This is a genomic window from Ligilactobacillus sp. LYQ135, assembly GCF_053711055.1.
The window spans coordinates 33,453-56,059 of record NZ_JBSJYT010000003.1; the positions used below are offsets into that span (position 1 = coordinate 33,453).

Below are 22,607 nucleotides of genomic sequence, written 5' to 3' on the forward strand. Positions count from 1 at the left end.
ATGGAACTTTTACCTAAAATGAGTTTAAATGAATTAGAAAACAAAATTTCAAGTGGAAATTATGTATTATTCTTCACTGCTGACTGGTGTGCTGATTGCCGGTTTATTAAACCAGCAATGCCAGAAATTGAAAAAGAATTTTCTGATTATCATTTTATTAAAATCGATCGTGATGAAAATATCGATTTATGCCAAGAAATGTTTGTAATGGGAATTCCAAGTTTTATTGTTTACAAAGATGGAAAAGAAGTTGCTCGTTTTGTCAATAAGGAGCGTAAAACTAAAAAAGAAGTTGAAAACTTCTTAAATGGGATTAATTAAGGAAGTGATTTTTAGTGTTAATTGCAAGTTATAATCCAGCTAATTTAGGTGATGTATTGATCACAATGATAAAGGCTGATACAAGTAATCAAAGTCATGAAAAAAAAGACAATGTTGTACGCATCTTTGATGAAAAAACAAATGCAACATTAGGATATAATTTTTTTGAGGTTTCAAAAACTTTGTCAGGATTAAATGGTAATGGTCAAATTGAATTAACTCAAGATCAAGTTGATAAATTAAATCAATTATTACAAAAGGTTGGCTTTGATGATTTGTTAACTTTTGATGATGAACCTAAATTTGTAGTTGGTTATGTTGAAAAAATTGAAAATCATCCCGATTCAGATCATTTGCATATTACTCAAACTAAAGTTGACACTGGTAAAGTTTTGCAAATTGTTTGTGGTGCACCTAACATTGAAGCTGGGCAAACAGTTGTAGTTGCTAAGGAAGGTGCAATGATGCCAACAGGAACGATGATTTGGAATGGTAAATTACGTGGTGTAAAAAGTGATGGAATGATTTGCTCTGCACGTGAATTAGGTTTACCAAATGCGCCTCAAAAACGTGGAATTTTAGTTTTACCAGCTGATGAATATCATGCAGGTGAAGAGTTTGATTTTGATAAGGCAGCCACATTATTTACCAAAAATTAATAGTCAAAAAAGTAAGAATATGTGATAAAATGGGCTATGTAGCTGTTTAAACAGTTACAAGCCCAATTTTTTTAGTTAGGATGACAGAATAAATGGAACATTATGATGGGCCAGCTTTCTTTAGACGGAAAACTGTCGAAAAAAAAGCTAAAAAAGAAATTAGAAAACAAGTTACTAAGGCACCTAAAGTTGAATATAGTCACCGGAACTTTCATCCTAGCTATATTCCGCCTTCAGTATTAAACTTTCAAGATAGTAATTTAAAACAAAAGTATCAAGTTTTAATTGATGAGATAAGAAAAGACGATGAAAGTTATCTTTTACTAGATGAAAATACATTTAGTGAAGATATAATTGATTTAGTTCATTACACAATTACTAAAGATGACTCAAATATGATAACTGAATCACCCAAAGTAACCGAAACAATGGATAATCATGATGAGATAGTTGAAAATACATTAGAAATTTCAACTCCAAATAAAGCTGAGTTGCCAAGTGAAAAGCAAATCATTAATGAAATTAATGATACAGAAATTGAAGAAGCCGAAACAACTTCATCTTTAGCAAATCTCTCAGAAGAAATTGAAGAAACTCAAGATCATTTAGAAAATCTGCGAGAAGAAACTCAACAATTTGAACAACAGCAAGCATCACTAAATGAAAGTGAAGAAAATTTCCATCAGCTTGAAAATAATGAAGAAACTCAAGTAGAAGATGAGACACAAGATTTAAGTTCAGTTCATTTACCTGAAGATGAAAACAGAGAAGAAACTTCAAGAGATAGTGAAGTTGAAACAAAGGACTTGGAATCACATGCATTGAGTAAATCTTTGAGTGACATTATGAATGAAGAAAATAATGCTCAGCGAGATTTAAAAATTTTTAGTGAAGCTTCTTCAAATGAAGAAAAAACTAAACCAGAATTGCATGCAACTCAAACTCCAGTTACTTCAGAAATAGAATCCACTTATCAGTTACCACCACTGACGCTATTACCAGAACCAGTCAGTGAAGACAATGAACAAACTGAGGAATGGGCATTAAATCAAGCTGACATTTTAAATGAAACGTTTAAAGCTTTTAATGTTAAAGCTGAAGTGAAAGATTGGACAGTTGGACCAACTGTTACTCAATTCGAAATTACACTTGCTTTAGGAGTTAAGGTAAACAAAATCACGAATTTGGCAGATGACTTAAAGCTAGCTTTAGCTGCTAAAGATATTCGAATTGAAGCTCCAATTGCTGGCAAGAGCAGTGTTGGAATTGAAATTCCAAACAAGTACTCTCGTCCAGTAATGCTTTCAGAAGTATTGAATTCATCTCAATTTAAAAATGAGCAATCTCCACTTACAATTGCTTTAGGGGTTGATTTATTTGGGATTCCTCAAATTACTAATATTCATGATATGCCACATGGATTGATTGCAGGAGCAACTGGTTCAGGTAAATCAGTTTTTATCAATAGTTTGTTAATTTCATTGCTTTATAAGGCAACTCCTCAACAAGTAAAACTATTGTTAATTGATCCAAAAACCGTAGAGTTGGCACCATATGCTGATATTCCACATTTGTTATCTCCAGTAATTTCGGATCCGCAAGCAGCCACTGCTTCATTGAAATGGGCAGTTGATGAAATGAATCAACGTTATGAAAAACTAGCAGCTGCTGGGGTTCGTGATATTGATGCATTTAATAAAAAGGCTGAAGAAACCGGTGAGTATGGGTTACACATGCCATATATTGTCATCATAATTGATGAGTTAGCTGATTTAATGATGACAGCTTCAGCAGAAATTGCAGATTATATTGGACAAATTACTGCCAAGGCACGGGCTTGTGGAATTCATTTGTTAGTTGCAACTCAAAGACCTAGTGTTGATGTAATTACTGGAACAATGAAAAATAATATTCCAACGCGAATTGCATTTATGGTTTCAAGTCAAGTTGATTCACGAACAATTCTTGATTCTGCAGGTGCTGAAAAGTTGCTTGGACGAGGAGATATGTTGTATTTGGGAAATGGTAAGAGTCAACCTAAACGTCTTCAAGGAACTTATATTAATGATGACAAAATTGATGAAATTGTTGAATTTGTTAAAAAACAAGGGCACCCACATTATGCCTTTGATCCAGACAAGTTAAAGAAAAAAGCAATTAGTCAAGAAAATGAAGATGAACTTTTGCCACGCGTCCTAGATTATATTGTTAATGAAGAAAGTACCTCAACATCTAAGTTGCAAAGAATTTTCTCAATTGGGTATAATCGTGCAGCTCGTATTATTGAAGAATTGGAAAAGAAACAGTATATTTCTCCTGCCCGAGGATCAAAACCACGAAAGGTCTTTTTAACACAAGAACAGTTAGACAAAATTCGCGGAGAATAAAATCAATTATTAAATGAAAATAAAATTATGGTAAACTAAATCTAGTAAATTTTAAGAGAGGATTTTTGAAAATGGACATGAACTCAACATACTTTTTTGTTGGAATTAAAGGAACTGGAATGAGTTCTTTAGCTTTAATTTTGCATGATAAAGGATGCAAAGTCATGGGATCTGATATTGACAAGTATACCTTCACTCAACGTGGACTAGAACAAGCAGGAATTAAAATCCTTCCTTTTGATAAAGAAAATATTAAACCAGGAATGATTATTGTTGCTGGAAATGCTTTTGATGATGATCAAGCAGAAATTGCACGGGCAAAAGAACTTGGTTTAAAAGTTTTACGTTATCCTGAACTGGTTGAAATGATTATTGAAGAAACAACTAGTATTGGGGTTGCGGGTGCTCATGGAAAAACAAGTACAACTGGTTTATTAGCACACGTTTTAAGCGGAGTTTCACCAACCAGTTATTTAGTTGGTGATGGTTCTGGGAAAGGTACCCCGGATGCTCGTTTCTTTGTATTTGAAGCAGATGAATATCGCCGTCACTTTGTTGCATATCACCCTGACTATACAATCATGACTAACATTGATTTTGATCATCCAGATTACTTTACTGGAATTGATGATGTTTGTGACGCTTTTGAAACACTTGCAAAACAAACTAAGAAAGGTATTTTTGCATGGGGTGAAGATGAGCATTTAAGAAAGTTAAATGCGAATGTTCCAATTTACTATTATGGCGTTAAAGATGACGATGATTTTATTGCCAAAAACATTAAGCGAACAACTTCAGGTTCAAGCTTTGATGTTTACTACCATGATGAATTTTTAGGGAATTTTGAAACGCATTTATTTGGTGAACACAACATTTTAAATACATTAGCAGTAATTGCAGTAAGTTATTTTGAAGAAATTAATTTAGATGAAATTAAAAAGCAATTATTGACATTTAAAGGCGTTAAAAGACGTTTTACAGAAAAAAAAGTTGCTGACATGGTAATTATTGATGATTATGCACATCATCCTCATGAAATTCGGGCTACTTTAGATGCTGCCCGCCAACAATATCCAGATAAAAAGTTAATTGCAGTTTTCCAACCACATACTTTTACTAGAACAGTTGCATTAATGGATGATTTTGCACAAAGTTTAAATATTGCGGATAAAGTATACTTAACTGATATTTTTGGATCAATTCGTGAAAACAGTGGCAATGTTTCAGCTGCTGATCTTGGCAAAAAAATTACTAAGGGTGGCGAAGTCTTGAAGATGGATGATATGTCACCATTACTTGATTATCATGATGCAGTAGTGATTTTCATGGGTGCAGGTGATATTCAAAAATATGAACGTGTTTATGAACAATTACTAAGTGAATTAAGTTTGAATAACAATTAATTTTATTTTGAAAATTGGTCAAAATATATTGGTTTATGTTATAATTCTTCTTGCAAAATAATAAATTTAAGGAGAGAAATAATGAATAATTTTGATCAACCAACATCCTTGAATTCACAAGGATTGAATAAATTTCTTTCAAAAATGTATGCTTACATGGCAGGAGCAATTGCAGTTTCTGCAATCATGGCACTTATTACTGTACGTTATTTACGGTATACAGTCATTGCAAGTCCAGTAACAATGATTATTTTAGGAGTCATTTCAATTGCAATGGTTTTCTCATTATCATTTAAGCCTGACCGTGCTCCAGGAGTAAGCATTGCAATGCTCTTTATTTATGCAGCAATTGAAGGAGTTTTTCTTTCATCAATTTTAATTGTTTACGCTGCTGAAAGTATTACAATGGCATTTGTTTCAGCTGCAGTTGTTTTTGTAGTTTTAAGTATTTTTGGATTAAATACTAAAAAAGATTTATCGAGAATTGGACGCCAAGCAGTGGCAGCATTATTTGCGTTCTTTATAGTTTCAATAATTAATCTCTTTTTACAAAGTCCAGCAATTCAATATGTATTTTCATACATTGGAGTAATCATTTTTACAATTTTAACTGCTTATGATACTCAACAAATGAAAACAATTTATGTAAAATATGGCGATCAAGTTAATACTACTAACTTAGCTGTAAATGGCGCCTTACAATTATATCTAGACTTTATAAATATGTTCATTTACTTATTACAAATTTTTGGACATAATGATAATAACTAGCTCAGTAATAAAAGCTATGGCTTAGACCATAGCTTTTATTTTTTGAAGATGATTTGTTAAAATATAAGATAGTATTTTAATGTAAAGGAAGACGAAAAATGAATGAGGCAGCCAAAAATTTATTATTGATTGATGGAAATAGTGTTGCATTTCGTGCCTTTTATGGCCTTTATAATAAGGTTGATCACTTCGTTAACCACGAAGGGCTGCATACAAATGCAATTTATAGTTTTAAAATTATGCTAGATAAGTTGCTTAAAGAAATTGAACCAACCAATGTTTTGGTTGCATTTGACGCAGGAAAAAAAACTTTTAGAACCAAAATGTATTCTGATTATAAGGGAGGGCGAGCAAAAACACCCCAAGAATTGTCAGAACAATTCCCATATATTCGTGAACTATTAGCTGATTATGGAATTAAAAGTTATGACTTAAAAGACTATGAAGCTGATGATATTATTGGAACTTTAGCACATGAAGCTGAAGAAAAGGACTTTAAAACTACAATCGTTACAGGAGATCGTGATTTAACTCAACTTGTAACTGACCAAACGACCGTTGAAATTACTAAAAAAGGTGTTAGTGAATTAGAACAATACACACCTAGTTATGTAAAAGAGAAGTTAGGAATTAATCCTGATCAAATTATAGACATGAAAGGTCTTGTAGGAGATAGTTCTGATAATTATCCTGGTGTTCAAAAAATTGGTGAAAAAACAGCGGTTAAATTATTAAAAAAATATGGCTCAATTGAAGGCATTTACGATCATATTGATGAAATGCGCCAATCAAAAATGAAGGAACATTTAATTGAAGATAAAGATAAAGCCTTTTTAAGTAAAGATCTTGCTCAAATTAGAAAAGATGCTCCTCTTAAAGTAACTTTAGCTGATACTAAGTGGACAGGAATTAATGATGAAGAATTAAGATCTTTCTTTAGGAAAATGAACTTTAATCGCTTTTTATCTGAAATGAATAAAAGTGTTGAGAGTAAAGATGAGGTAGCAGGAATTAAAGAAATAAAGTTTACAACCTTAACTGCCAATAATATAGATGAAGTTCCTGAAATTGATGGTAATGCCAGTTTAGGATTTTATTTGGAAATTAATGGGGATAATTATCACACAGCTGAAATTGTAGGATTTGCTTTTGAGATTAATGATCAATATTTTGCATCCAGTGAAGTTAAACTTCTTCAAGAGCAACCACTTAAAAACATTTTAGAGAATCCAATGTTAAAATTAGATGTTTTCAATGCGAAAAGGACTTATGTTGGATTAAATCGCTTAGGAATTACAATGACCGATGCGGATTTTGATTTGCTATTAGTTTCTTACTTGTTAAATAACATTGAAAATAGTAATGATGTAGGTCAAATTGCTCATGAACATCAGTATTTTGATGTGCAAACCGACGAAGAAGTCTATGGAAAAGGAGCCAAGCGAGCAATTCCAAGTGATCAACATATTTTCTTAGATCATCTAACACATAAAGTTTTAGCGATTAAAGATTTAAAAGCAAAATTGATGGCGAAATTAAAAGAACATGAACAAGTAACTTTGTATGAAACCATGGAACGTCCTTTATCAATTGTGCTTGCTCAAATGGAAATTTCGGGAATTAAAGTTGATATTGAACGTTTAAAGGAAATGAAAAGTGAATTTAAAGAACGCTTGTCAGAAATCGAACAACGAATTTATCAAGAAGCAGGTGAAAATTTTAACATTAGTTCACCAAAACAATTAGGGAAGGTTTTATTTGAAAAATTAAAATTACCAGTAATTAAAAAGACCAAAACAGGATACTCAACCGCAGTTAGTGTATTAGAGCAATTACGCGGATTAAGTCCAATTATTGACAATATTTTAATGTATCGCCAACTATCTAAATTACAGTCAACTTATGTTGAAGGCTTATTAAAAGTTGTTCTAGATGATGGGAAAGTGCATACACGTTATACCCAAACATTAACCGCAACGGGTCGATTATCATCAGTTGATCCTAATTTACAAAATATTCCAGTAAGATTAGAAGAAGGGCGTAAAATTAGACAAGCATTTGTTCCTAGTCATCAAGGATGGCAAATTTTTTCATCAGATTATTCTCAAATTGAATTACGTGTTTTAGCACATATTTCTGGCGATCAAAATATGCAAGAAGCATTTAAAACGGGAGCTGATATTCATGCTAATACTGCAATGAAAGTCTTTGGTTTAAGTGATCCAAGTCAAGTAACACCAAATATGCGTAGACAAGCAAAAGCCGTTAACTTTGGAATTGTTTATGGAATTAGTGATTATGGATTAGCACAAAATATTCAAGTTTCACGAAAAAAAGCTAAGCAATTTATTGAGGCATACTTTAAATCATTTCCAGGTGTTCATAAGTACATGACTGGCATCGTTGAATTGGCTAAAAAACAAGGTTATGTAGAAACTTTATTCCACCGGAGAAGATATCTACCAGATATTAATAGTAAAAATTATAATTTGCGGTCATTTGCAGAAAGAACTGCAATGAATTCGCCAATTCAGGGAAGTGCAGCTGATATTATTAAAATTGCAATGATTAACATGCAACAAATGCTAAAAGAACGAAATTTAAAAGCTAAAATGTTATTGCAAGTGCATGATGAGTTAATTTTTGAAGCGCCTAAAGAAGAAATTCCAATTTTAGAAAAAGTAGTGCCTCAAGTCATGGATTCAGCAGTTAAATTAGCAGTTCCGCTAAAAGTTGAAAGTGCAGCTGGGAATACTTGGTTTGATGCGAAAGATTAAGGGGTGATTGGATGCCAGAGTTGCCAGAAGTGGAAACTGTTAAAAGAGGTGTATCTTCACAAGTATTAAACGTTCCAATTAAAAAAATTGTAGTTCGTTATGCTAAAACAATTGTTGGCAGTGAAGATGAGTTTATTAAACAACTAACCGGTAAAAAAATTATTGGAATTGATCGGAGAGGAAAGTATTTACTTTTTCGTTTTTCGGGAAACTTAACAATGGTTTCCCACTTACGTATGGAAGGTAAATACATGATTGAACCTCATGATACGCCAATGGAAAAACATAGTCATGTAATCTTTGAATTAGCAGATGGACGAGACTTACGCTATAATGACACCCGTAAATTTGGACGCATGCAACTTGTTAGGACGGGAGAAGAAAATCAATTATTTGGAATTAAAAAACTTGGAGTAGAACCTTTAAGTAAAGATTTTACAGTTGATTATTTTTATCATAAGTTACAAAAGAAAAAGAAAATGATTAAACCGGCTTTGCTTGATCAAACAGTAGTTACCGGTTTAGGTAATATTTATGTTGATGAAGTTTTATGGATGAGTAAAATTCATCCGCAAACTTTAGCAAGTCATCTAACTAAAAAAGATGTTAAAACTTTACATGATAATATCATTAAAGAATTAAATTTAGCAATTAAGGCTCAAGGAACAACCGTATTTTCATTTAAAAATGCTTATAGTCATGCTGGTCAATTTCAAGATCAATTACATGTTTATCGAAAAACAGGACAACCTTGTGAACGGTGCCAAACTCCAATTGAACGAATTGTAGTTGGCCAAAGAGGTACGCATATTTGTCCAAAGGAGCAAAAAATAAAATAATGACATATGTATTAGGTTTAACCGGAGGAATTGCGTCAGGTAAATCAACAGTAAGTAAAATTTTAAAAGAATTTGGAGCTGTAATTATTGATGGGGATCAAGTTGCGCGGGATCTACAGCAAAAGGACAGTCAAGGATTAAAGGCGATTATAAAAAAATTTGGACAAACATATTTATTGGCAGATGGGCAATTAAATCGGCAGAAGTTAGGAAACTTAGTTTTTAATGATCCGAAAGAATTAAAAAGGCTAAACCAAATTATGTCTCCTTTAATTCATCAAGAAATTTTAAGGCGCTTAAAAGCTGCTAAAAAACAACATGAGAAACTTGTAGTCATTGATATTGCATTATTATTTGAAGGAAAATATGCTCAATACTGTACCAGTACTTTAACAATTGCAACGAGTTTTCAAAATCAATTGAAAAATTTAATGACACGTGATCACTTGACCAAGCAACAAGCGCTTGCAAGAATTGATTCACAAATGAGTACGAATCAAAGAATTAAGCTTTCTGATGAAGTTATTTATAATGATGGTACGGTTGAAGAGCTAAAGCAAAAAATGATAAAATGGTTGTCATCGAAGAATTTGTTGTAAAGAGGTGAGTAGTATGTTATGTCCACAATGTCATAATAATAGTTCACGGGTTGTCGATAGTCGACCTGCTGATAATGGGAATGCAATTCGACGGAGACGTGAATGTGAAAAATGCGGTTATCGCTTTACAACATTTGAACGCATCGAAGTTACACCATTATTAGTAATTAAGAAAAATGGTGCTCGTGAAGAATTTAATCGCGATAAAATTTTACATGGAATTATGCGAGCAGCAGAAAAACGACCAGTGGGAATGGATAAAATTACCAGTATTGTTGATGAAGTTGAACATAAGGTTCGTGCGGTTGGCGGAACTGAAGTATCTAGTCAACTCATTGGAGAATATGTAATGGGCATTCTTGCTGATGTTGATGATGTAGCATATATTCGATTTGCAAGTGTTTATCGTGAATTTAAGGATATGAAGTCATTTGCACAAGAACTAGAAGAACTCATGAAACGCAATGATGAAAGATAATTAAGGAGGAATAGCTTTGATGGGAGTTAAATTATTACCTACTGATTCATTTAAAGTTGTATCCAAAGCAACTCCTGAAGCTTTTCATTTTCAAGCCTTAACACAGTTGTACCAGCCATTTATTGGGTCAACGGGAGTTTCATTATATATGACACTGGCTGCTAAAATTCAGTTAAATGATTTTGATAATTTACCAACATTTACAATTAAACAGTTGCTAATTACATTATCAATTAATTTAAGTCAATTTGAAGAAGCCAAAAAGAAATTAGAAGCAGTTGGATTGATCAAAACATATTGTAAAAATGATCCTGCTAATAAGTTATATTTATATGAACTGATTCCTTGTCTTGATGGAAGAAACTTTTTTGATGATCCCCTTTTAAGTTCAATGTTAATGGAGTATGTAGGGGAGTATGAGTTTACATCATTATTAAGTCAATATGAAGGCAATCGTTGGAATGAAGTTCAGTTTAAGGAAACCACGCATCGATTTAATGAAGTTTTCCAAAATAAAAATACCAATGTAACTAGTGTAAATTTTCAAGTTAAGAAAAGGATTTCCAATGTGTTGAATGCTAATTTGGATTATAAACTCCTTAAGCAATTACTTGAGAAAACGTTTGTTAATGTAAAAGAAGTTTCCTCCAATTTGGCAACTGTAAATACAATTGCAGTAATGTATGGGTTAGATGAATTTCAAATTTTAAGATTACTCGAAGATTCAGTTGATGTAGTTCAAAATACAGTTAACTGGAGAACTTTTAAAAGTCTTGCTGCTAAGCGTTTCGAATTTGAGTTAGTTAATTCTAAATCGACTGGTAAAGAAACTAAGGCAGTTGCTAATCCAAAATTATCTGCAAGTGATCAAGCTTTAGTTGCATCTTGTGAACAATATAGTCCAATGGAATTTTTAAATGCACTTAAAGAAGAACAAGGAAGTTCTATTACTCATGAAGAACGGATTACAATTTCAAGTGCAGTTCAAAATAACCGATTAAATTCAGCGGTAATCAATGTTTTAACGCATTACATGTTAGTAGATCAAGGAATGTCTTCGTTAAATCAAAAATATTTTGAACGAACTGCAAATGATTGGTTAAAAAATCAAATTAAAACGCCTCAACAAGCGATTGAATATGTGCGTCAATGGAAAGAAAAGAAGAAGAAACAATCATTTTCACGAAGTAATAATCGCTATGGTAAACAGACACAGTTTAATGAAAAAATGCCATCGTGGGCAGCTAAATCATCTTCAACTGCAAGTGAAAATACAAGTACACCAAATAAAATCCAAGATATTCAACAATTAATGCAAAAAATTAATGATAAAACTAAGAAAAGAGGTGATCGTTGATGGAAAGCATTAAAGACAGTTTAGGATGTCGCTTTAAAGATCCTAAATTAAGAGCACAATATGATAAGTTATTTGCAGAAGTAATTAAAGATCCAGATGTTGCAAAATTTTTAAAAGAAAATCAAAATAAATTGCCGAGACGCAATATTGAAACTGGATTTAGCAAATTATATGAGTATGTTACTGTTCGCGATAAAATTAAAAACGGACAAAAAACATTTTTACCAGGTTATGCTCCCAAATTAATTGTCAGCGATCATCATATTGAAGTTACGTATGAAGCAACTCAAAAATTAATTAATCAGCAAAAACGCCAAAAGCGATTATCATTGGTCAAAATGATTAATTTGCCTAAAAGTTTGCATAATGCTCAAATTGAAGATTACGATATTCAAGGAAGAGAAATTTCCTTGCAAGCGGCACTGACATTTATTGATGAATGTATTGATTATAAGACGACTAATCAATTCCCTAAGGGGTTGTATTTATCTGGTAGTTTGGGAGTAGGCAAAACATATTTGCTTGCAGCGATTGCCAATAAGTTAGCTGAAAATGATATCCAATCATTATTGATTCATTTTCCAACATTTAGCGTGGAAATGATGGGAGCAATCAGAGATCAAAATACAACTGAATTTACTAACAAAGTAAAAAAAGTGCCCATATTAATGATTGATGATATTGGAGCAAATCGGTTAACAAGTTGGATGCGCGATGATGTTTTAGGAATTATTTTAGAATACCGAATGCAAAATGAATTGCCTACTTTATTTAGTTCGAATTATTCAATGGAAGAATTGCAGTCTCAGTATTTATCGACGAATAATAAAGGTGATGTAGAGCCTCTTAAAGCAATGCGAATAATGGAACGAATTAAATTTTTAGCAACGGAATATAAAATGGTTGGACCTAATCGGCGAAATCCAGAAAATTAAAATTTTTCTTGTCAAATATGAAAATTCATGTTTTAATGTAATCAAGAAAGACAAACGGCTCGTTAACAGCAGGGAAAGAGGTCGTGACTGAAAGCCTCTTAATTAGCGAACTTACCACTTTCAATTTTTCCTATTAATCATAGGCGATTCGTTTCGTTATCAACGACTAGAGAGGATTTAATCCTGAAAATTGGGTGGAACCACGTTAACGCACGTCCCATACACTTTTGTGTATGGGACGTTTTTGTTTGTTGTAAAGTTTGGAGGAATTAGTTATGGCAGAAGTAAAAATCACATTTCCTGATGGTTCAGTTAAAACATTTGAACAAGGTGTAACAGTTGAAGAAATTGCTAAATCAATTAGTATTAGTTTAGCTAAGAAAGCTGTTGCAGGTAAATTTAATGATCAATTAGTTGATTACCATCAAGCATTAAATGAAGATGGTTCAATTGAAATTATTACTAAAGATTCCGCAGAAGGTTTAGTGGTACTTTGGAATACAGCAGCTCAAGTATTAAAGCATGCCTTACATAATTTATATCCTGAAATGAAGTTTGGTGAAAGTAATGCAATTGAACATGGTTTCTTCTTAGATACAGATAATGAAGAAGGTCAAGTTTCAGAAGATGATTTTGAAAAGATCACTGCAGAAATGAACAAACTCATTAAGCAAAACATTGCAATTGAAAAAATTACAGTTCCAGTAACTGAAGCTTTAGAACTTGTAGATGAAGACCAATACCAAGTAGAATTAATTAAGGAAAATGAACATGATGGTCAAGTTGAAATGTACCAACAAGGTAATTTTAAATATTTGGCTGATGTTCAATTAGCATCAACAGGAATGGTTAAAGTTTATAAGATTTTATCGGTAGCTGGTGCATATTGGAAAGGCGCTTCAAGTAACCCAATGTTACAACGAATTTATGGAACTGCATTTTATAAACAAAAGGATATGGATGCAGATGATATTCGGCGCAAAGAAGCTCGTGAACGTGATCACCGCGTAATTGGAAATAACTTAGATTTATTCTTTGTTGATCCAAAGGTGGGGGCTGGCTTACCATACTGGATGCCAAAAGGTTCAACAATTAGACGAACAATTGAACGTTACATTATTGATAAAGAAGTTGCAGATGGTTATGAACATGTTTATACACCAGTATTGATGAATTTAGACGTTTATAAACAATCTGGACATTGGGATCACTATCATGAAGATATGTTCCCACCAATGGATATGGGTGAAGGTGAATTACTTGAATTACGTCCAATGAACTGCCCATCACATATTCAAATTTATAAGCATCATAAACGCTCATATCGGGAATTACCATTACGAATCGCTGAAATTGGAATGATGCACCGTTATGAGAAATCAGGAGCATTATCTGGATTACAACGTGTTCGTGAAATGGAGTTAAATGATGGACATACATTCGTTGCAATGGAACAAATTCAAGAAGAATTTGCAAAGATTTTGCGCTTAATTATGGATGTATATAAAGATTTCAACATTACAGATTACACATTTCGTTTAAGTTATCGTGACCCACAAAATACTGAAAAGTACTATGATGACGATGAAATGTGGGAAACATCCCAAAAGATGTTGAAAGGTGCAATGGATGATTTAGGACTTGAATACTATGAAGCTGAAGGTGAAGCTGCATTTTATGGTCCTAAGTTAGATATCCAAACAAAGACTGCATTAGGTGCAGAAGAAACAATGTCAACAATCCAATTAGACTTCTTGTTACCTGAACGATTTGATTTAACATATACAGGTGCAGATGGCGAAGAACATCGTCCAATTATGATTCACCGTGGAGTTATTGGTACATTGGAACGTTTCACTGCTTACTTAACAGAAATCTATAAGGGAGCTTTTCCAACATGGTTGTCACCACAACAAGTTGCAATCATTCCAGTTAACAATGATTTGCACTTAGAATATGCTAAGGAATTGCGTAATCGATTAGTCGCTCATAACATTCGAGTTCAACTTGATGATCGGAATGAAAAAATGGGTTATAAGATTCGACAAGCACAAGTTAACAAAATTCCATACACACTAGTAGTTGGTGATAGCGAAAAAGAAAACCAAACAGTCACTGTACGTCAGTACGGGCAAGAAAAAACAACTACAATGTCATTTGATGATTTTGTTACAACATTAAATCATGATATTGAAACATATAGTCGTAATGAAGAATAGGGAATTTTAAAGTAAATAAAAAACTAACTTGACAAAGCTAGTTATCCCTGTTAAACTAATTAAAGTTGAGAAAAAAGCAGAGGCAATCGCTTCTCGCCTTGCAGACAACAGTCTCCGGGCAGAAATTAAGAGATTAATTCCGTTAAAACGGGCTTGTTAGGTACCTCTGTTTGCATTGCAAATAGAGGTATTTTTTATCTGCATTTTCTCTCTGAATTTATTTGGAGGTGAAGTATCATAGCAGTAGATAAAATGGTTAACGATGGAATTCGTGCTCGCGAAGTTCGGTTAATTGGCAGCAACGGAGACCAATTAGGCGTTAAATCTAAACGTGAAGCTTTAGAAATTGCTGAACGTGAAAACTTAGATTTAGTTTTAGTTGCTCCTAAAGCAAAACCACCAGTTGCAAAGGTAATGGATTACGGAAAATACCGTTTTGAATTACAAAAGAAGCAACGTGAAGCTCGGAAGAAGCAAAAAGTGGTTAATGTCAAAGAGGTTCGCTTAAGTCCAACAATTGACACGAATGACTTTAATACAAAAATGAAGAACGCACGTAAGTTCATTGCTAAAGGCGACAAGGTTAAGGTTTCAATTCGCTTTAAAGGACGTGCCATTACACATAAAGATATTGGGCGCGAAGTTTTAAGCAGATTCGCTGAAGAAACAAAAGATGTTGCCAATGTTGAAGCAAAAGCAAAAATGGATGGACGTAGCATGTTCTTAATGCTAGCACCTAAAACGGAAAAATAGGTGATTAGATTAAATAGGAGGATTTTATTATGCCAAAAATGAAAACACACCGCGCATCAACAAAACGTTTTAAACGTACAGGTAATGGTGGCTTAAAGCGTCATCATGCATATACATCACACCGTTTCCACGGTAAGACAGTTAAACAACGCCGTCAATTACGGAAAGCTGCAATGGTTTCATCATCAGATATGAAACGTATCAAACAAATGCTTTCACAAATGAAATAATTAGTTAAAGAAACAGTAGTTTCGATTTAAGGAGGAATTTTCATGCCACGTGTTAAAGGTGGAACAGTTACACGCAAACGTCGTAAAAAAATGATCAAATTAGCCAAGGGTTACCGCGGTTCAAAACATATTCAATTTAAAGTTGCCAAGCAACAAGTAATGAAATCATACCAATATGCATTTCGTGATCGTCGGAAGACAAAATCAAACTTCCGTAAGTTATGGATTGCTCGTATCAATGCTGCTGCACGCATGAATGGCATTAGCTACAGCAAATTAATGCATGGTTTGAAATTAGCTGAAATTGAAGTAAACCGCAAGATGCTTGCAGACTTAGCAATTAACGATGCAGATGCATTTAAAGCTCTTGTTGATGAAGCTAAGAAAGCTTTAGCAAAATAATTAATTAAAATATTAAGCAAGAGGCTGTGACGCATTAAGTCGCAACCTCTTTTTTTATAAATTGTTTTCTTTTTATTTTCGATTTTACTTTTTTTATTTATAATAATAATTAGTAATTTAAAACGTGGGAGATTTTTAATGTTTAAACAATTTAAGCCAACGTGGATGATTGAATCAATTTATGATTTAACGCCTGCGGAAATTCGGCGCAATAAAATTAAGTTAGTATTAACGGATTTAGATAACACTTTAATTGCTTGGAATAATCCTAATGGTACAGCGGAATTAAAAGAATGGTTGCAAAGGATGCAAAAAGCTGAAATTCCAGTTGTAGTTGTTTCCAATAACAATGAAAAAAGAGTGAAAAAAGCAGTTGAACAACTTGGATTACCTTTTATTTCACGTGCAATGAAACCCTTTAAACGTGGGATTGAGATTGCTCAAAAACGTTACAATGTTAGTTCTGATGAAATGGTACTAGTTGGTGATCAGTTAATGACAGATGTATTAGCTGCTAATCGAAGTCATATGCGAAGTATTTTAGTTCGTCCAATTGTTGAAAGTGATGCATGGAATACTAAGATTAATCGATTTATGGAAGCAAAAATTAAAAAGCATTTAGCTAAGAAAGAAAATTTTGAAATAAAGTGGGGGCACAGTTTAGATGAATGATGAATTAAGATGTATCGGTTGTGGTGCCGTAATTCAAACAACTGATCCAAATAAGGCTGGATTTGTGCCACAATCAGCACTTGAAAAACAAAAAGGTGAAGTTTATTGCCAAAGATGTTTTCGATTAAGACATTATAATGAAATTGCTGACGTAGAATATACCGATGATGACTTTCTTGAATTCTTAAATCAATTAAGCGAAAAAGATGCTTTAATTGTAAACGTAATTGATATTTTTGATTTTACAGGGTCACTCATCCCAGGATTACAAAGATTTGTTGGAGATAACCCAATTTTAATGGTAGGAAATAAAGAAGACTTGTTACCTAAGTCTTTAAAACGTTCAAAAATTAAAGATTGGGTACGTCAATCAGCTAATAAGGCCGGTTTGCGTCCAGTAGATGTTTTTTTAACAAGTGCTAAGAAAGGCTTTCAAATTGAAGCTCTTTTACAAGTAATTGAAAAATATCGTCAGGGTAAAGACGTGTATGTAGTTGGAGTTACAAATGTTGGTAAATCCACTTTAATTAATCAAATTATTCATCAATTAACTGGAGTTAAGGAATTGATTACAACTTCTAAGTTTCCAGGAACTACTTTAGATCGAATCGAAATTCCATTAGATGATGGTCATTTTTTGATTGACACTCCTGGAATTATCCATCGTAATCAAATGGCACATTATTTGTCACCTAAGGAATTGCGTTTAGCAACTCCACAAAAGGAAATTAAGCCAAAAACTTACCAACTGCAAAATGAACAAACTTTGTTTTTAGGTGCACTTGCACGGTTTGATTTTATTAAAGGAACAAAGGAACGTAATGGGATAGTTGTATATTTAGATAATAATTTAAAAGTTCACCGTACAAAAATGCAAAATGCAACAGCCTTTTATCAAAAGCATGCAGGCGAACTTTTACAACCACCAACTAAAGAAGAATTAGAAACAACTTTTCCATCATTAGTGCGATATGAATTTAAAACTAAAGTGAAAAGTGATTTAGTCTTTGCTGGTTTAGGATGGATTACAGTTCCTAAAGACAGTATTGTTGCAGGTTGGGCACCTAAAGGCGTAAGTGTAACCTTACGTGATGCAATGATTTAAGAGGTGAAAAAATGAAATTACGTGGTAAACAAAAGCGTTATTTAAGAAGTCAAGCACATCAAATGAGACCAATTTTTCAAATTGGAAAAGATGGCATTGATCAAAAGTGGTTAGGTCAAGTTACTAATGCACTTGAAAAGCGTGAATTGATGAAAGTTAATATTTTAAATAACTCACTTTTAGAACCAGCAGAAGTTCAAGCTTTTATTGAAGAAAATTCTAGAATTCAAGTTGTGCAAGTAATTGGACATACTTTGGTACTATTTAAACAAGCAAGTAAAAAAGAACACCGCACATATTCAAGTGAAGTCGCAAAGATCTAAGAAGGAATTATATGCAAGAATCAAAAGTAACTACTCCAGAAGTAAAAATTTTAAGTAAAGTTGAATTTGATCACCCTCAAAAAAGAATTGGACTATTTGGAGGAACTTTTAATCCAATTCATATGGGACATTTAATGATTGCAGAACAAGTTTATAGTCAATTAGGGCTAGATCAAGTTTTATTTATGCCAAATAATATTCCGCCACATATTGATCATAAAGAAGCAATTGATGTGCAAAAAAGATTAGTAATGCTTAAACTTGCAATTGAAGATAATTCTCATTTTGGAATTGAAGATTATGAAGTTAAACATGGCGGCATCAGTTATAGCATTGAAACGATTAAGGCATTAAAACAACTTCATCCAGAAAACCAATATTATTTTATTATTGGGGCTGATATGGTTGAATATTTGCCTAAATGGTATCAAATTGATGAGTTAATTAAATTAGTTCAATTTGTAGGAGTTAAACGCCCAGGCTTCAGTTTCAAAAGTCCTTATCCACTCATGTGGGTTGACGTTCCTGAAATGGGGATTAGTTCAACTTTAATTCGGCAAAAAATTCACCATGGATGTTCAATTAAATATTTAGTTCCTAAAAAAGTTGAAGAATATATTCAAAGAAAGGAGCTTTATTTTGAATAGTTTGGAATATCATCAAAACTACTATCAAGGTACGAGAAAAGAATTAATTGAAAAATTAAAGCAATCATTAAATAAACAATCACGTTTTGAGCACTGTTTAAGAGTAGAGCAAACGGCAATTAAATTAGCTCAACTTAATGATGCTAATGTTGAAAAGGTTAGTATTGCAGGGTTATTGCATGATTATGCTAAGGAGCGTTCAACTGAAGAATTTCGTCAAGTAATTCAAACAAAACAACTTGATTCAAAGTTATTAAACTGGGGAAATTTCATCTGGCATGGAGAAGTTGGAGCCGAAATTGTCAAAGATGAATTGCAGATTACAGATAATGAAATTTTAGATGCAATCCGGCATCATACTGTTGGAGCAGTTGAGATGACAACACTTGATAAAATTATATATGTTGCTGATTATATTGAGCCGGGACGAGATTTTCCGGGAGTTGATTTTGCCAGAAACATTGCATTTCAAAATTTAGATGATGCTGTTAAATTTGAAACAAAACAAACATTAGAATATTTGATGAGTAATAATAAAAAAATATATCCAGCAGCAATTTTAACGTATAATAGTTGGGTTGCTGGACAGTAAAGGAGCGATTTTTTAATGGAAGAAAGTAAAAAATTATTGCAAACAGTAATTGAAGCTGCTGATAACAAGCGTGCAGAAGAAATTATTGTTCTCGATGTCCAAAAAATTAGCTTATTAGCAGATTATTTTGTGATTATGCAAGCTGATTCTGAACGTCAAGTTAAAGCGATTGCCGAAAACATCCAAGAAAAAGCAGAAGAACAAGGTTTTGACGTGCGTGACATTGAAGGAAAAGATGGCGCAAACTGGGTTTTAATTGACTTAGGCGATGTTGTTGTTCATGTCTTTAAAGCAGAAACACGTAAATTTTATAACCTTGAAAAGTTGTGGGCAGATGCTGATGTAGTTGAAATTCAAGATTGGCTTAACTAATGAATTCAGTAGTTGGAATTATTACCGAGTATAATCCATTTCATAATGGACACTTATATCAAATTCAACAAGTAAAAAAACAATATCCCAATGCCCCTTTAGTAATTGCAATGAGTGGTAATTTTTTAGAACGTGGCGAAGCAGCGATTATTGATAAGTGGCACCGTGCAAGTGAATGTTTAGCCAATGGTGTGGACTTAGTCATGGAATTACCAATTTTAGGAGCAGTTCAACCTGCTGATCGATTTGCATACTATGGTGTTTGGACTTTAATGCAAATGCAGGTGACCGATTTGTTTTTTGGCGCAGAGCATGCCAATTATGATTTTATGAAGTATGCTGAAATTGTAAAAGAAGTTACTGGTGATTTTAAACAGTATCGTGAATCTTTTGCTAAAACATATCAACGTGAAATTACTAAAAAAATTGGTCATAGTGTTCATCAACCAAATGACTTATTGGGATTAGCATATGCAAAGGCAAATTTAAAATTGAATGCGCACATTAACTTGCATCCAATTCAACGTAAAAATGCAAATTATCATGATATGCATTTACAGGAAAGTGGGACAATTGCAAGTGCGTCTGCGATCCGTCAAGCTTTATTAAACAACGATCATCAAATTGAAAAGTTTATTCCTAAAGAAACCTTGGCAGATTTAAAGTCGCAAAGATTGGTATTTCAAGACGATTTTTGGCTCCATTTAAAAATGGAATTGTTGACTCATTCGCCTGAAGAATTAGAACAAATTTATGGGATGAATGAAGGAATTCAATATAGAATGATTGAAATGGCTCAACATGAAGAAACCGCTCAGTCTTTTGCTCAATGGCTTGGTGCAGTAAAGAATAAGCGATTTACGTATACTCGATTAAGTCGACTAGCAACAATGACAATGCTGCATATTACTAAAGCAGATTTTGAGTATTTTGATCAGCATCGTTTTTTACGAGTACTTGGTTTTACTAAAAAAGGTCGCCAAGTATTACATGATGCAAAAAAGAAAATTGAATATCCAATTATTACGAACGCAACGCAAGATGATAAGAAGGGTATTCTTAAAACAGACTATAAAGCAGGAAAAGTTTACCAAGCAGTTAATCATCAAGAACAAGATTTAAAACGGATGCCACTTATTCGATAAGGTGTCAAGTATGAAACCTTGACAAAGAATTAGGAAGGCTGTATAATCAGCATGTTGCATAAGGAGGGAAGTTTATGAAGTGGTCATTAAATGAATTACGACAAGCAAAAGAAGAACCAATTCAATTTGAAAAAACGTTAAACATTGAAGATGGTTTGAAAAAGCGCAGAATCGATTTAATTTCTGTTGAACCAGTTAAGGTTAAAGGAATTTTTACAGTTGATCAACGAGGAATTTTAGGCGGATATAACGTGAAAACAAGTTTAACCGTACCTTCAACACGTTCGTTTGAACCAGTTGAAATTCCGCTTGATTTTGATTTTTCTGAATATTATGTCAGTGAACATCAAAAGGACTTGTCACAATTTGATGATATGGATGTTGTGATTACATTAAAGAATGATGTTTTATCATTAGAAGATGTACTTGAAGATAATATCTTACTTCAAATTCCTATGCAAGTCTTAAGTCAAACTGAACAAAATGCTAAGATCGATGAAATGCCTCAAGGAAATAACTGGGGGGTATTAACTGAACGGCAAGCAAAAGAATGCAGCCGTAAGGATGGACAAGTCGATCCTAGATTAGCGAAATTAGCGGATTTTTTTAAAGAAAATCAGGACTCAAATCCCGATGACTAGTTGTAAAATTCGCAAATTACAAGTATAATGGTTTTTGTTAATGATTTAAAGGAGGTGTCTACGAAATGGCTGTACCAGCACGTAAAACATCAAAGACACGTAAAAGATTACGTCGTACACACTACAAGTTACAAGTACCTGGCATGAGTGCTTGCCCAAACTGTGGTGAATTACGTCGTTCACACCGCGTATGCCCAAGCTGTGGTTTCTACGGTGATCGTCAAGTTGTTAACACTAAGAACAACTAATTTTAATTGAAGAATTAAAAATATTATAGGGACCATGGCCCTTAATATTTTTACAGCATTTCAGCATAACTGAAGTGCTATTTTTTTACAATTTAATCTGCTGCTATGATAAAATAAAGATCAGATATTATTTTGAAAAGAGGTTTCATTTTGGAAGTTCATAACGTTGAATTAACGATCAGTGCGGTGCATCCTGATCAATATCCGACAAGCGGATTACCAGAGATTACATTAACAGGAAGATCAAATGTAGGGAAATCTTCATTGATCAATACATTAGTTAATCGCAAAAAATTAGCAAGAACTTCAAGTCAACCAGGTAAAACCCAGACATTAAATTTCTATGATATTGAAGATCAACTTTACTTTGTTGATGTTCCCGGATATGGGTATGCTAAGGTATCTCAAAAGGACCGGAATAAATGGGCAAAAATGATCGAAACTTATTTTGAACAGCGTCAAGAAACCCGGGGAGTAATTTCTTTAGTAGATGCACGGCATGCTCCGACTAAACTTGATGTGCAAATGATCAATTTTATTCATTACTATCAACTTCCATTATTAGTAGTGGGAACAAAGGTTGATAAAATTCCAAAAAGTAAGTGGAATAAAAGCGAAAGTCAAATTCGTAAAACCTTGAATTTAGGTCCAGATGACCAAGTGCAATTATTCTCGGCACAAACCAAACATGGAAAAGTAGAAGTTTGGAATTGGATTGAAAATCATATTTAG

At 33.1% G+C, this 22,607-nt stretch carries 25 protein-coding genes; all 25 read left to right on the forward strand.

The window, feature by feature from the left end; all coding sequences use genetic code 11:
• The 25 genes from ACWCL1_RS03745 (at position 1) to yihA (ending at position 22,607) form a co-directional block, all read left to right on the forward strand.
• Positions 1-321 carry a thioredoxin family protein gene (locus tag ACWCL1_RS03745; protein WP_454545578.1) on the forward strand — a complete coding sequence of 107 codons (321 nt, stop codon included), beginning with the start codon at positions 1-3 and terminating at the stop codon, positions 319-321.
• A gap of 14 nt (positions 322-335) precedes the next feature.
• On the forward strand, positions 336-980 hold the full coding sequence (gene ytpR / locus ACWCL1_RS03750) for a YtpR family tRNA-binding protein (protein ID WP_454545579.1): 645 nt from the start codon (positions 336-338) through the stop codon (positions 978-980).
• 92 nt (positions 981-1,072) lie between these two features.
• Positions 1,073-3,367 carry a DNA translocase FtsK gene (locus tag ACWCL1_RS03755; protein WP_454545580.1) on the forward strand — a complete coding sequence of 765 codons (2,295 nt, stop codon included), beginning with the start codon at positions 1,073-1,075 and terminating at the stop codon, positions 3,365-3,367.
• A 71-nt stretch (positions 3,368-3,438) separates the two neighbouring features.
• On the forward strand, positions 3,439-4,770 hold the full coding sequence (murC, locus tag ACWCL1_RS03760; protein WP_454545581.1) for a UDP-N-acetylmuramate--L-alanine ligase: 1,332 nt from the start codon (positions 3,439-3,441) through the stop codon (positions 4,768-4,770).
• A gap of 81 nt (positions 4,771-4,851) precedes the next feature.
• Positions 4,852-5,541 (forward strand): Bax inhibitor-1/YccA family protein, encoded by a 690-nt coding sequence (locus ACWCL1_RS03765; RefSeq protein WP_454545582.1) that lies wholly within the window; start codon positions 4,852-4,854, stop codon positions 5,539-5,541.
• Between the two features lie 98 nt (positions 5,542-5,639).
• Entirely contained in the window at positions 5,640-8,318 is a 2,679-nt protein-coding gene (gene polA / locus ACWCL1_RS03770; RefSeq protein WP_454545583.1) for a DNA polymerase I, read from the forward strand.
• An 11-nt stretch (positions 8,319-8,329) separates the two neighbouring features.
• Positions 8,330-9,157, forward strand: a complete 828-nt coding sequence (mutM, locus tag ACWCL1_RS03775) for a DNA-formamidopyrimidine glycosylase (protein WP_454545584.1) — start codon at positions 8,330-8,332, stop codon at positions 9,155-9,157.
• Positions 9,157-9,756, forward strand: a complete 600-nt coding sequence (gene coaE, locus ACWCL1_RS03780; RefSeq protein WP_454545585.1) for a dephospho-CoA kinase — start codon at positions 9,157-9,159, stop codon at positions 9,754-9,756. The genes mutM and coaE overlap by 1 nt, the downstream gene beginning before the upstream one ends.
• Positions 9,757-9,769: 13 nt before the next feature.
• Positions 9,770-10,234: a transcriptional regulator NrdR gene (gene nrdR, locus ACWCL1_RS03785; protein ID WP_454545586.1), complete on the forward strand. Its 465-nt coding sequence runs from the start codon at positions 9,770-9,772 to the stop codon at positions 10,232-10,234.
• A 19-nt stretch (positions 10,235-10,253) separates the two neighbouring features.
• Positions 10,254-11,591, forward strand: coding sequence for a DnaD domain protein (locus tag ACWCL1_RS03790; protein WP_454545587.1), 1,338 nt, complete (start codon positions 10,254-10,256; stop codon positions 11,589-11,591).
• Complete coding sequence (gene dnaI, locus ACWCL1_RS03795) at positions 11,591-12,526, forward strand: primosomal protein DnaI (RefSeq protein WP_454545588.1); 936 nt, start codon at positions 11,591-11,593, stop codon at positions 12,524-12,526. Before ACWCL1_RS03790 ends, dnaI begins: the two co-directional genes overlap by 1 nt.
• Positions 12,527-12,801: 275 nt before the next feature.
• On the forward strand, positions 12,802-14,745 hold the full coding sequence (gene thrS, locus ACWCL1_RS03800) for a threonine--tRNA ligase (protein ID WP_454545589.1): 1,944 nt from the start codon (positions 12,802-12,804) through the stop codon (positions 14,743-14,745).
• Between the two features lie 252 nt (positions 14,746-14,997).
• Positions 14,998-15,498 carry a translation initiation factor IF-3 gene (gene infC, locus ACWCL1_RS03805; RefSeq protein ID WP_454545590.1) on the forward strand — a complete coding sequence of 167 codons (501 nt, stop codon included), beginning with the start codon at positions 14,998-15,000 and terminating at the stop codon, positions 15,496-15,498.
• A gap of 29 nt (positions 15,499-15,527) precedes the next feature.
• A complete protein-coding gene (rpmI, locus tag ACWCL1_RS03810) occupies positions 15,528-15,728 on the forward strand; it encodes a 50S ribosomal protein L35 (RefSeq protein ID WP_454545591.1) in 201 nt (66 codons plus the stop codon).
• Between the two features lie 42 nt (positions 15,729-15,770).
• The gene (gene rplT / locus ACWCL1_RS03815; RefSeq protein WP_454545592.1) at positions 15,771-16,130 is read left to right on the forward strand and encodes a 50S ribosomal protein L20; all 360 of its coding nucleotides are present in this window, start codon (positions 15,771-15,773) and stop codon (positions 16,128-16,130) included.
• Positions 16,131-16,268: 138 nt separating this feature from the next.
• Positions 16,269-16,802: a YqeG family HAD IIIA-type phosphatase gene (locus tag ACWCL1_RS03820; RefSeq protein WP_454545593.1), complete on the forward strand. Its 534-nt coding sequence runs from the start codon at positions 16,269-16,271 to the stop codon at positions 16,800-16,802.
• A complete protein-coding gene (gene yqeH, locus ACWCL1_RS03825) occupies positions 16,795-17,907 on the forward strand; it encodes a ribosome biogenesis GTPase YqeH (protein WP_454545594.1) in 1,113 nt (370 codons plus the stop codon). Before ACWCL1_RS03820 ends, yqeH begins: the two co-directional genes overlap by 8 nt.
• 11 nt (positions 17,908-17,918) lie before the next feature.
• Positions 17,919-18,230, forward strand: coding sequence for a ribosome assembly RNA-binding protein YhbY (gene yhbY, locus ACWCL1_RS03830; RefSeq protein WP_454545595.1), 312 nt, complete (start codon positions 17,919-17,921; stop codon positions 18,228-18,230).
• A gap of 11 nt (positions 18,231-18,241) precedes the next feature.
• A complete protein-coding gene (locus tag ACWCL1_RS03835) occupies positions 18,242-18,877 on the forward strand; it encodes a nicotinate-nucleotide adenylyltransferase (protein WP_454545596.1) in 636 nt (211 codons plus the stop codon).
• A complete protein-coding gene (yqeK, locus tag ACWCL1_RS03840) occupies positions 18,870-19,469 on the forward strand; it encodes a bis(5'-nucleosyl)-tetraphosphatase (symmetrical) YqeK (protein WP_454545597.1) in 600 nt (199 codons plus the stop codon). The genes ACWCL1_RS03835 and yqeK overlap by 8 nt, the downstream gene beginning before the upstream one ends.
• A gap of 15 nt (positions 19,470-19,484) precedes the next feature.
• Positions 19,485-19,841, forward strand: coding sequence for a ribosome silencing factor (gene rsfS / locus ACWCL1_RS03845; protein ID WP_454545598.1), 357 nt, complete (start codon positions 19,485-19,487; stop codon positions 19,839-19,841).
• Positions 19,841-20,986 carry a nucleotidyltransferase gene (locus ACWCL1_RS03850; protein ID WP_454545599.1) on the forward strand — a complete coding sequence of 382 codons (1,146 nt, stop codon included), beginning with the start codon at positions 19,841-19,843 and terminating at the stop codon, positions 20,984-20,986. The genes rsfS and ACWCL1_RS03850 overlap by 1 nt, the downstream gene beginning before the upstream one ends.
• 74 nt (positions 20,987-21,060) lie before the next feature.
• The gene (locus tag ACWCL1_RS03855; protein WP_454545600.1) at positions 21,061-21,627 is read left to right on the forward strand and encodes a YceD family protein; all 567 of its coding nucleotides are present in this window, start codon (positions 21,061-21,063) and stop codon (positions 21,625-21,627) included.
• A gap of 65 nt (positions 21,628-21,692) precedes the next feature.
• Complete coding sequence (gene rpmF / locus ACWCL1_RS03860) at positions 21,693-21,875, forward strand: 50S ribosomal protein L32 (protein ID WP_454545601.1); 183 nt, start codon at positions 21,693-21,695, stop codon at positions 21,873-21,875.
• Between the two features lie 150 nt (positions 21,876-22,025).
• The gene (gene yihA, locus ACWCL1_RS03865) at positions 22,026-22,607 is read left to right on the forward strand and encodes a ribosome biogenesis GTP-binding protein YihA/YsxC (protein WP_454545602.1); all 582 of its coding nucleotides are present in this window, start codon (positions 22,026-22,028) and stop codon (positions 22,605-22,607) included.

What these genes read in the sequence shown, in the direction of transcription:
- ACWCL1_RS03745 (WP_454545578.1), top strand. Translation starts at nt 1, where the DNA reads ATGGAACTTTTACCTAAAATGAGTTTAAATGAATTAGAAAACAAAATT.
- ACWCL1_RS03755 (WP_454545580.1), top strand. Translation starts at nt 1,073, where the DNA reads ATGGAACATTATGATGGGCCAGCTTTCTTTAGACGGAAAACTGTCGAA.
- murC (WP_454545581.1), top strand. Translation starts at nt 3,439, where the DNA reads ATGGACATGAACTCAACATACTTTTTTGTTGGAATTAAAGGAACTGGA.
- ACWCL1_RS03765 (WP_454545582.1), top strand. Translation starts at nt 4,852, where the DNA reads ATGAATAATTTTGATCAACCAACATCCTTGAATTCACAAGGATTGAAT.
- polA (WP_454545583.1), top strand. Translation starts at nt 5,640, where the DNA reads ATGAATGAGGCAGCCAAAAATTTATTATTGATTGATGGAAATAGTGTT.
- mutM (WP_454545584.1), top strand. Translation starts at nt 8,330, where the DNA reads ATGCCAGAGTTGCCAGAAGTGGAAACTGTTAAAAGAGGTGTATCTTCA.
- coaE (WP_454545585.1), top strand. Translation starts at nt 9,157, where the DNA reads ATGACATATGTATTAGGTTTAACCGGAGGAATTGCGTCAGGTAAATCA.
- nrdR (WP_454545586.1), top strand. Translation starts at nt 9,770, where the DNA reads ATGTTATGTCCACAATGTCATAATAATAGTTCACGGGTTGTCGATAGT.
- ACWCL1_RS03790 (WP_454545587.1), top strand. Translation starts at nt 10,254, where the DNA reads ATGGGAGTTAAATTATTACCTACTGATTCATTTAAAGTTGTATCCAAA.
- dnaI (WP_454545588.1), top strand. Translation starts at nt 11,591, where the DNA reads ATGGAAAGCATTAAAGACAGTTTAGGATGTCGCTTTAAAGATCCTAAA.
- thrS (WP_454545589.1), top strand. Translation starts at nt 12,802, where the DNA reads ATGGCAGAAGTAAAAATCACATTTCCTGATGGTTCAGTTAAAACATTT.
- infC (WP_454545590.1), top strand. Translation starts at nt 14,998, where the DNA reads ATGGTTAACGATGGAATTCGTGCTCGCGAAGTTCGGTTAATTGGCAGC.
- rpmI (WP_454545591.1), top strand. Translation starts at nt 15,528, where the DNA reads ATGCCAAAAATGAAAACACACCGCGCATCAACAAAACGTTTTAAACGT.
- rplT (WP_454545592.1), top strand. Translation starts at nt 15,771, where the DNA reads ATGCCACGTGTTAAAGGTGGAACAGTTACACGCAAACGTCGTAAAAAA.
- ACWCL1_RS03820 (WP_454545593.1), top strand. Translation starts at nt 16,269, where the DNA reads ATGTTTAAACAATTTAAGCCAACGTGGATGATTGAATCAATTTATGAT.
- yqeH (WP_454545594.1), top strand. Translation starts at nt 16,795, where the DNA reads ATGAATGATGAATTAAGATGTATCGGTTGTGGTGCCGTAATTCAAACA.
- yhbY (WP_454545595.1), top strand. Translation starts at nt 17,919, where the DNA reads ATGAAATTACGTGGTAAACAAAAGCGTTATTTAAGAAGTCAAGCACAT.
- ACWCL1_RS03835 (WP_454545596.1), top strand. Translation starts at nt 18,242, where the DNA reads ATGCAAGAATCAAAAGTAACTACTCCAGAAGTAAAAATTTTAAGTAAA.
- rsfS (WP_454545598.1), top strand. Translation starts at nt 19,485, where the DNA reads ATGGAAGAAAGTAAAAAATTATTGCAAACAGTAATTGAAGCTGCTGAT.
- ACWCL1_RS03850 (WP_454545599.1), top strand. Translation starts at nt 19,841, where the DNA reads ATGAATTCAGTAGTTGGAATTATTACCGAGTATAATCCATTTCATAAT.
- ACWCL1_RS03855 (WP_454545600.1), top strand. Translation starts at nt 21,061, where the DNA reads ATGAAGTGGTCATTAAATGAATTACGACAAGCAAAAGAAGAACCAATT.
- rpmF (WP_454545601.1), top strand. Translation starts at nt 21,693, where the DNA reads ATGGCTGTACCAGCACGTAAAACATCAAAGACACGTAAAAGATTACGT.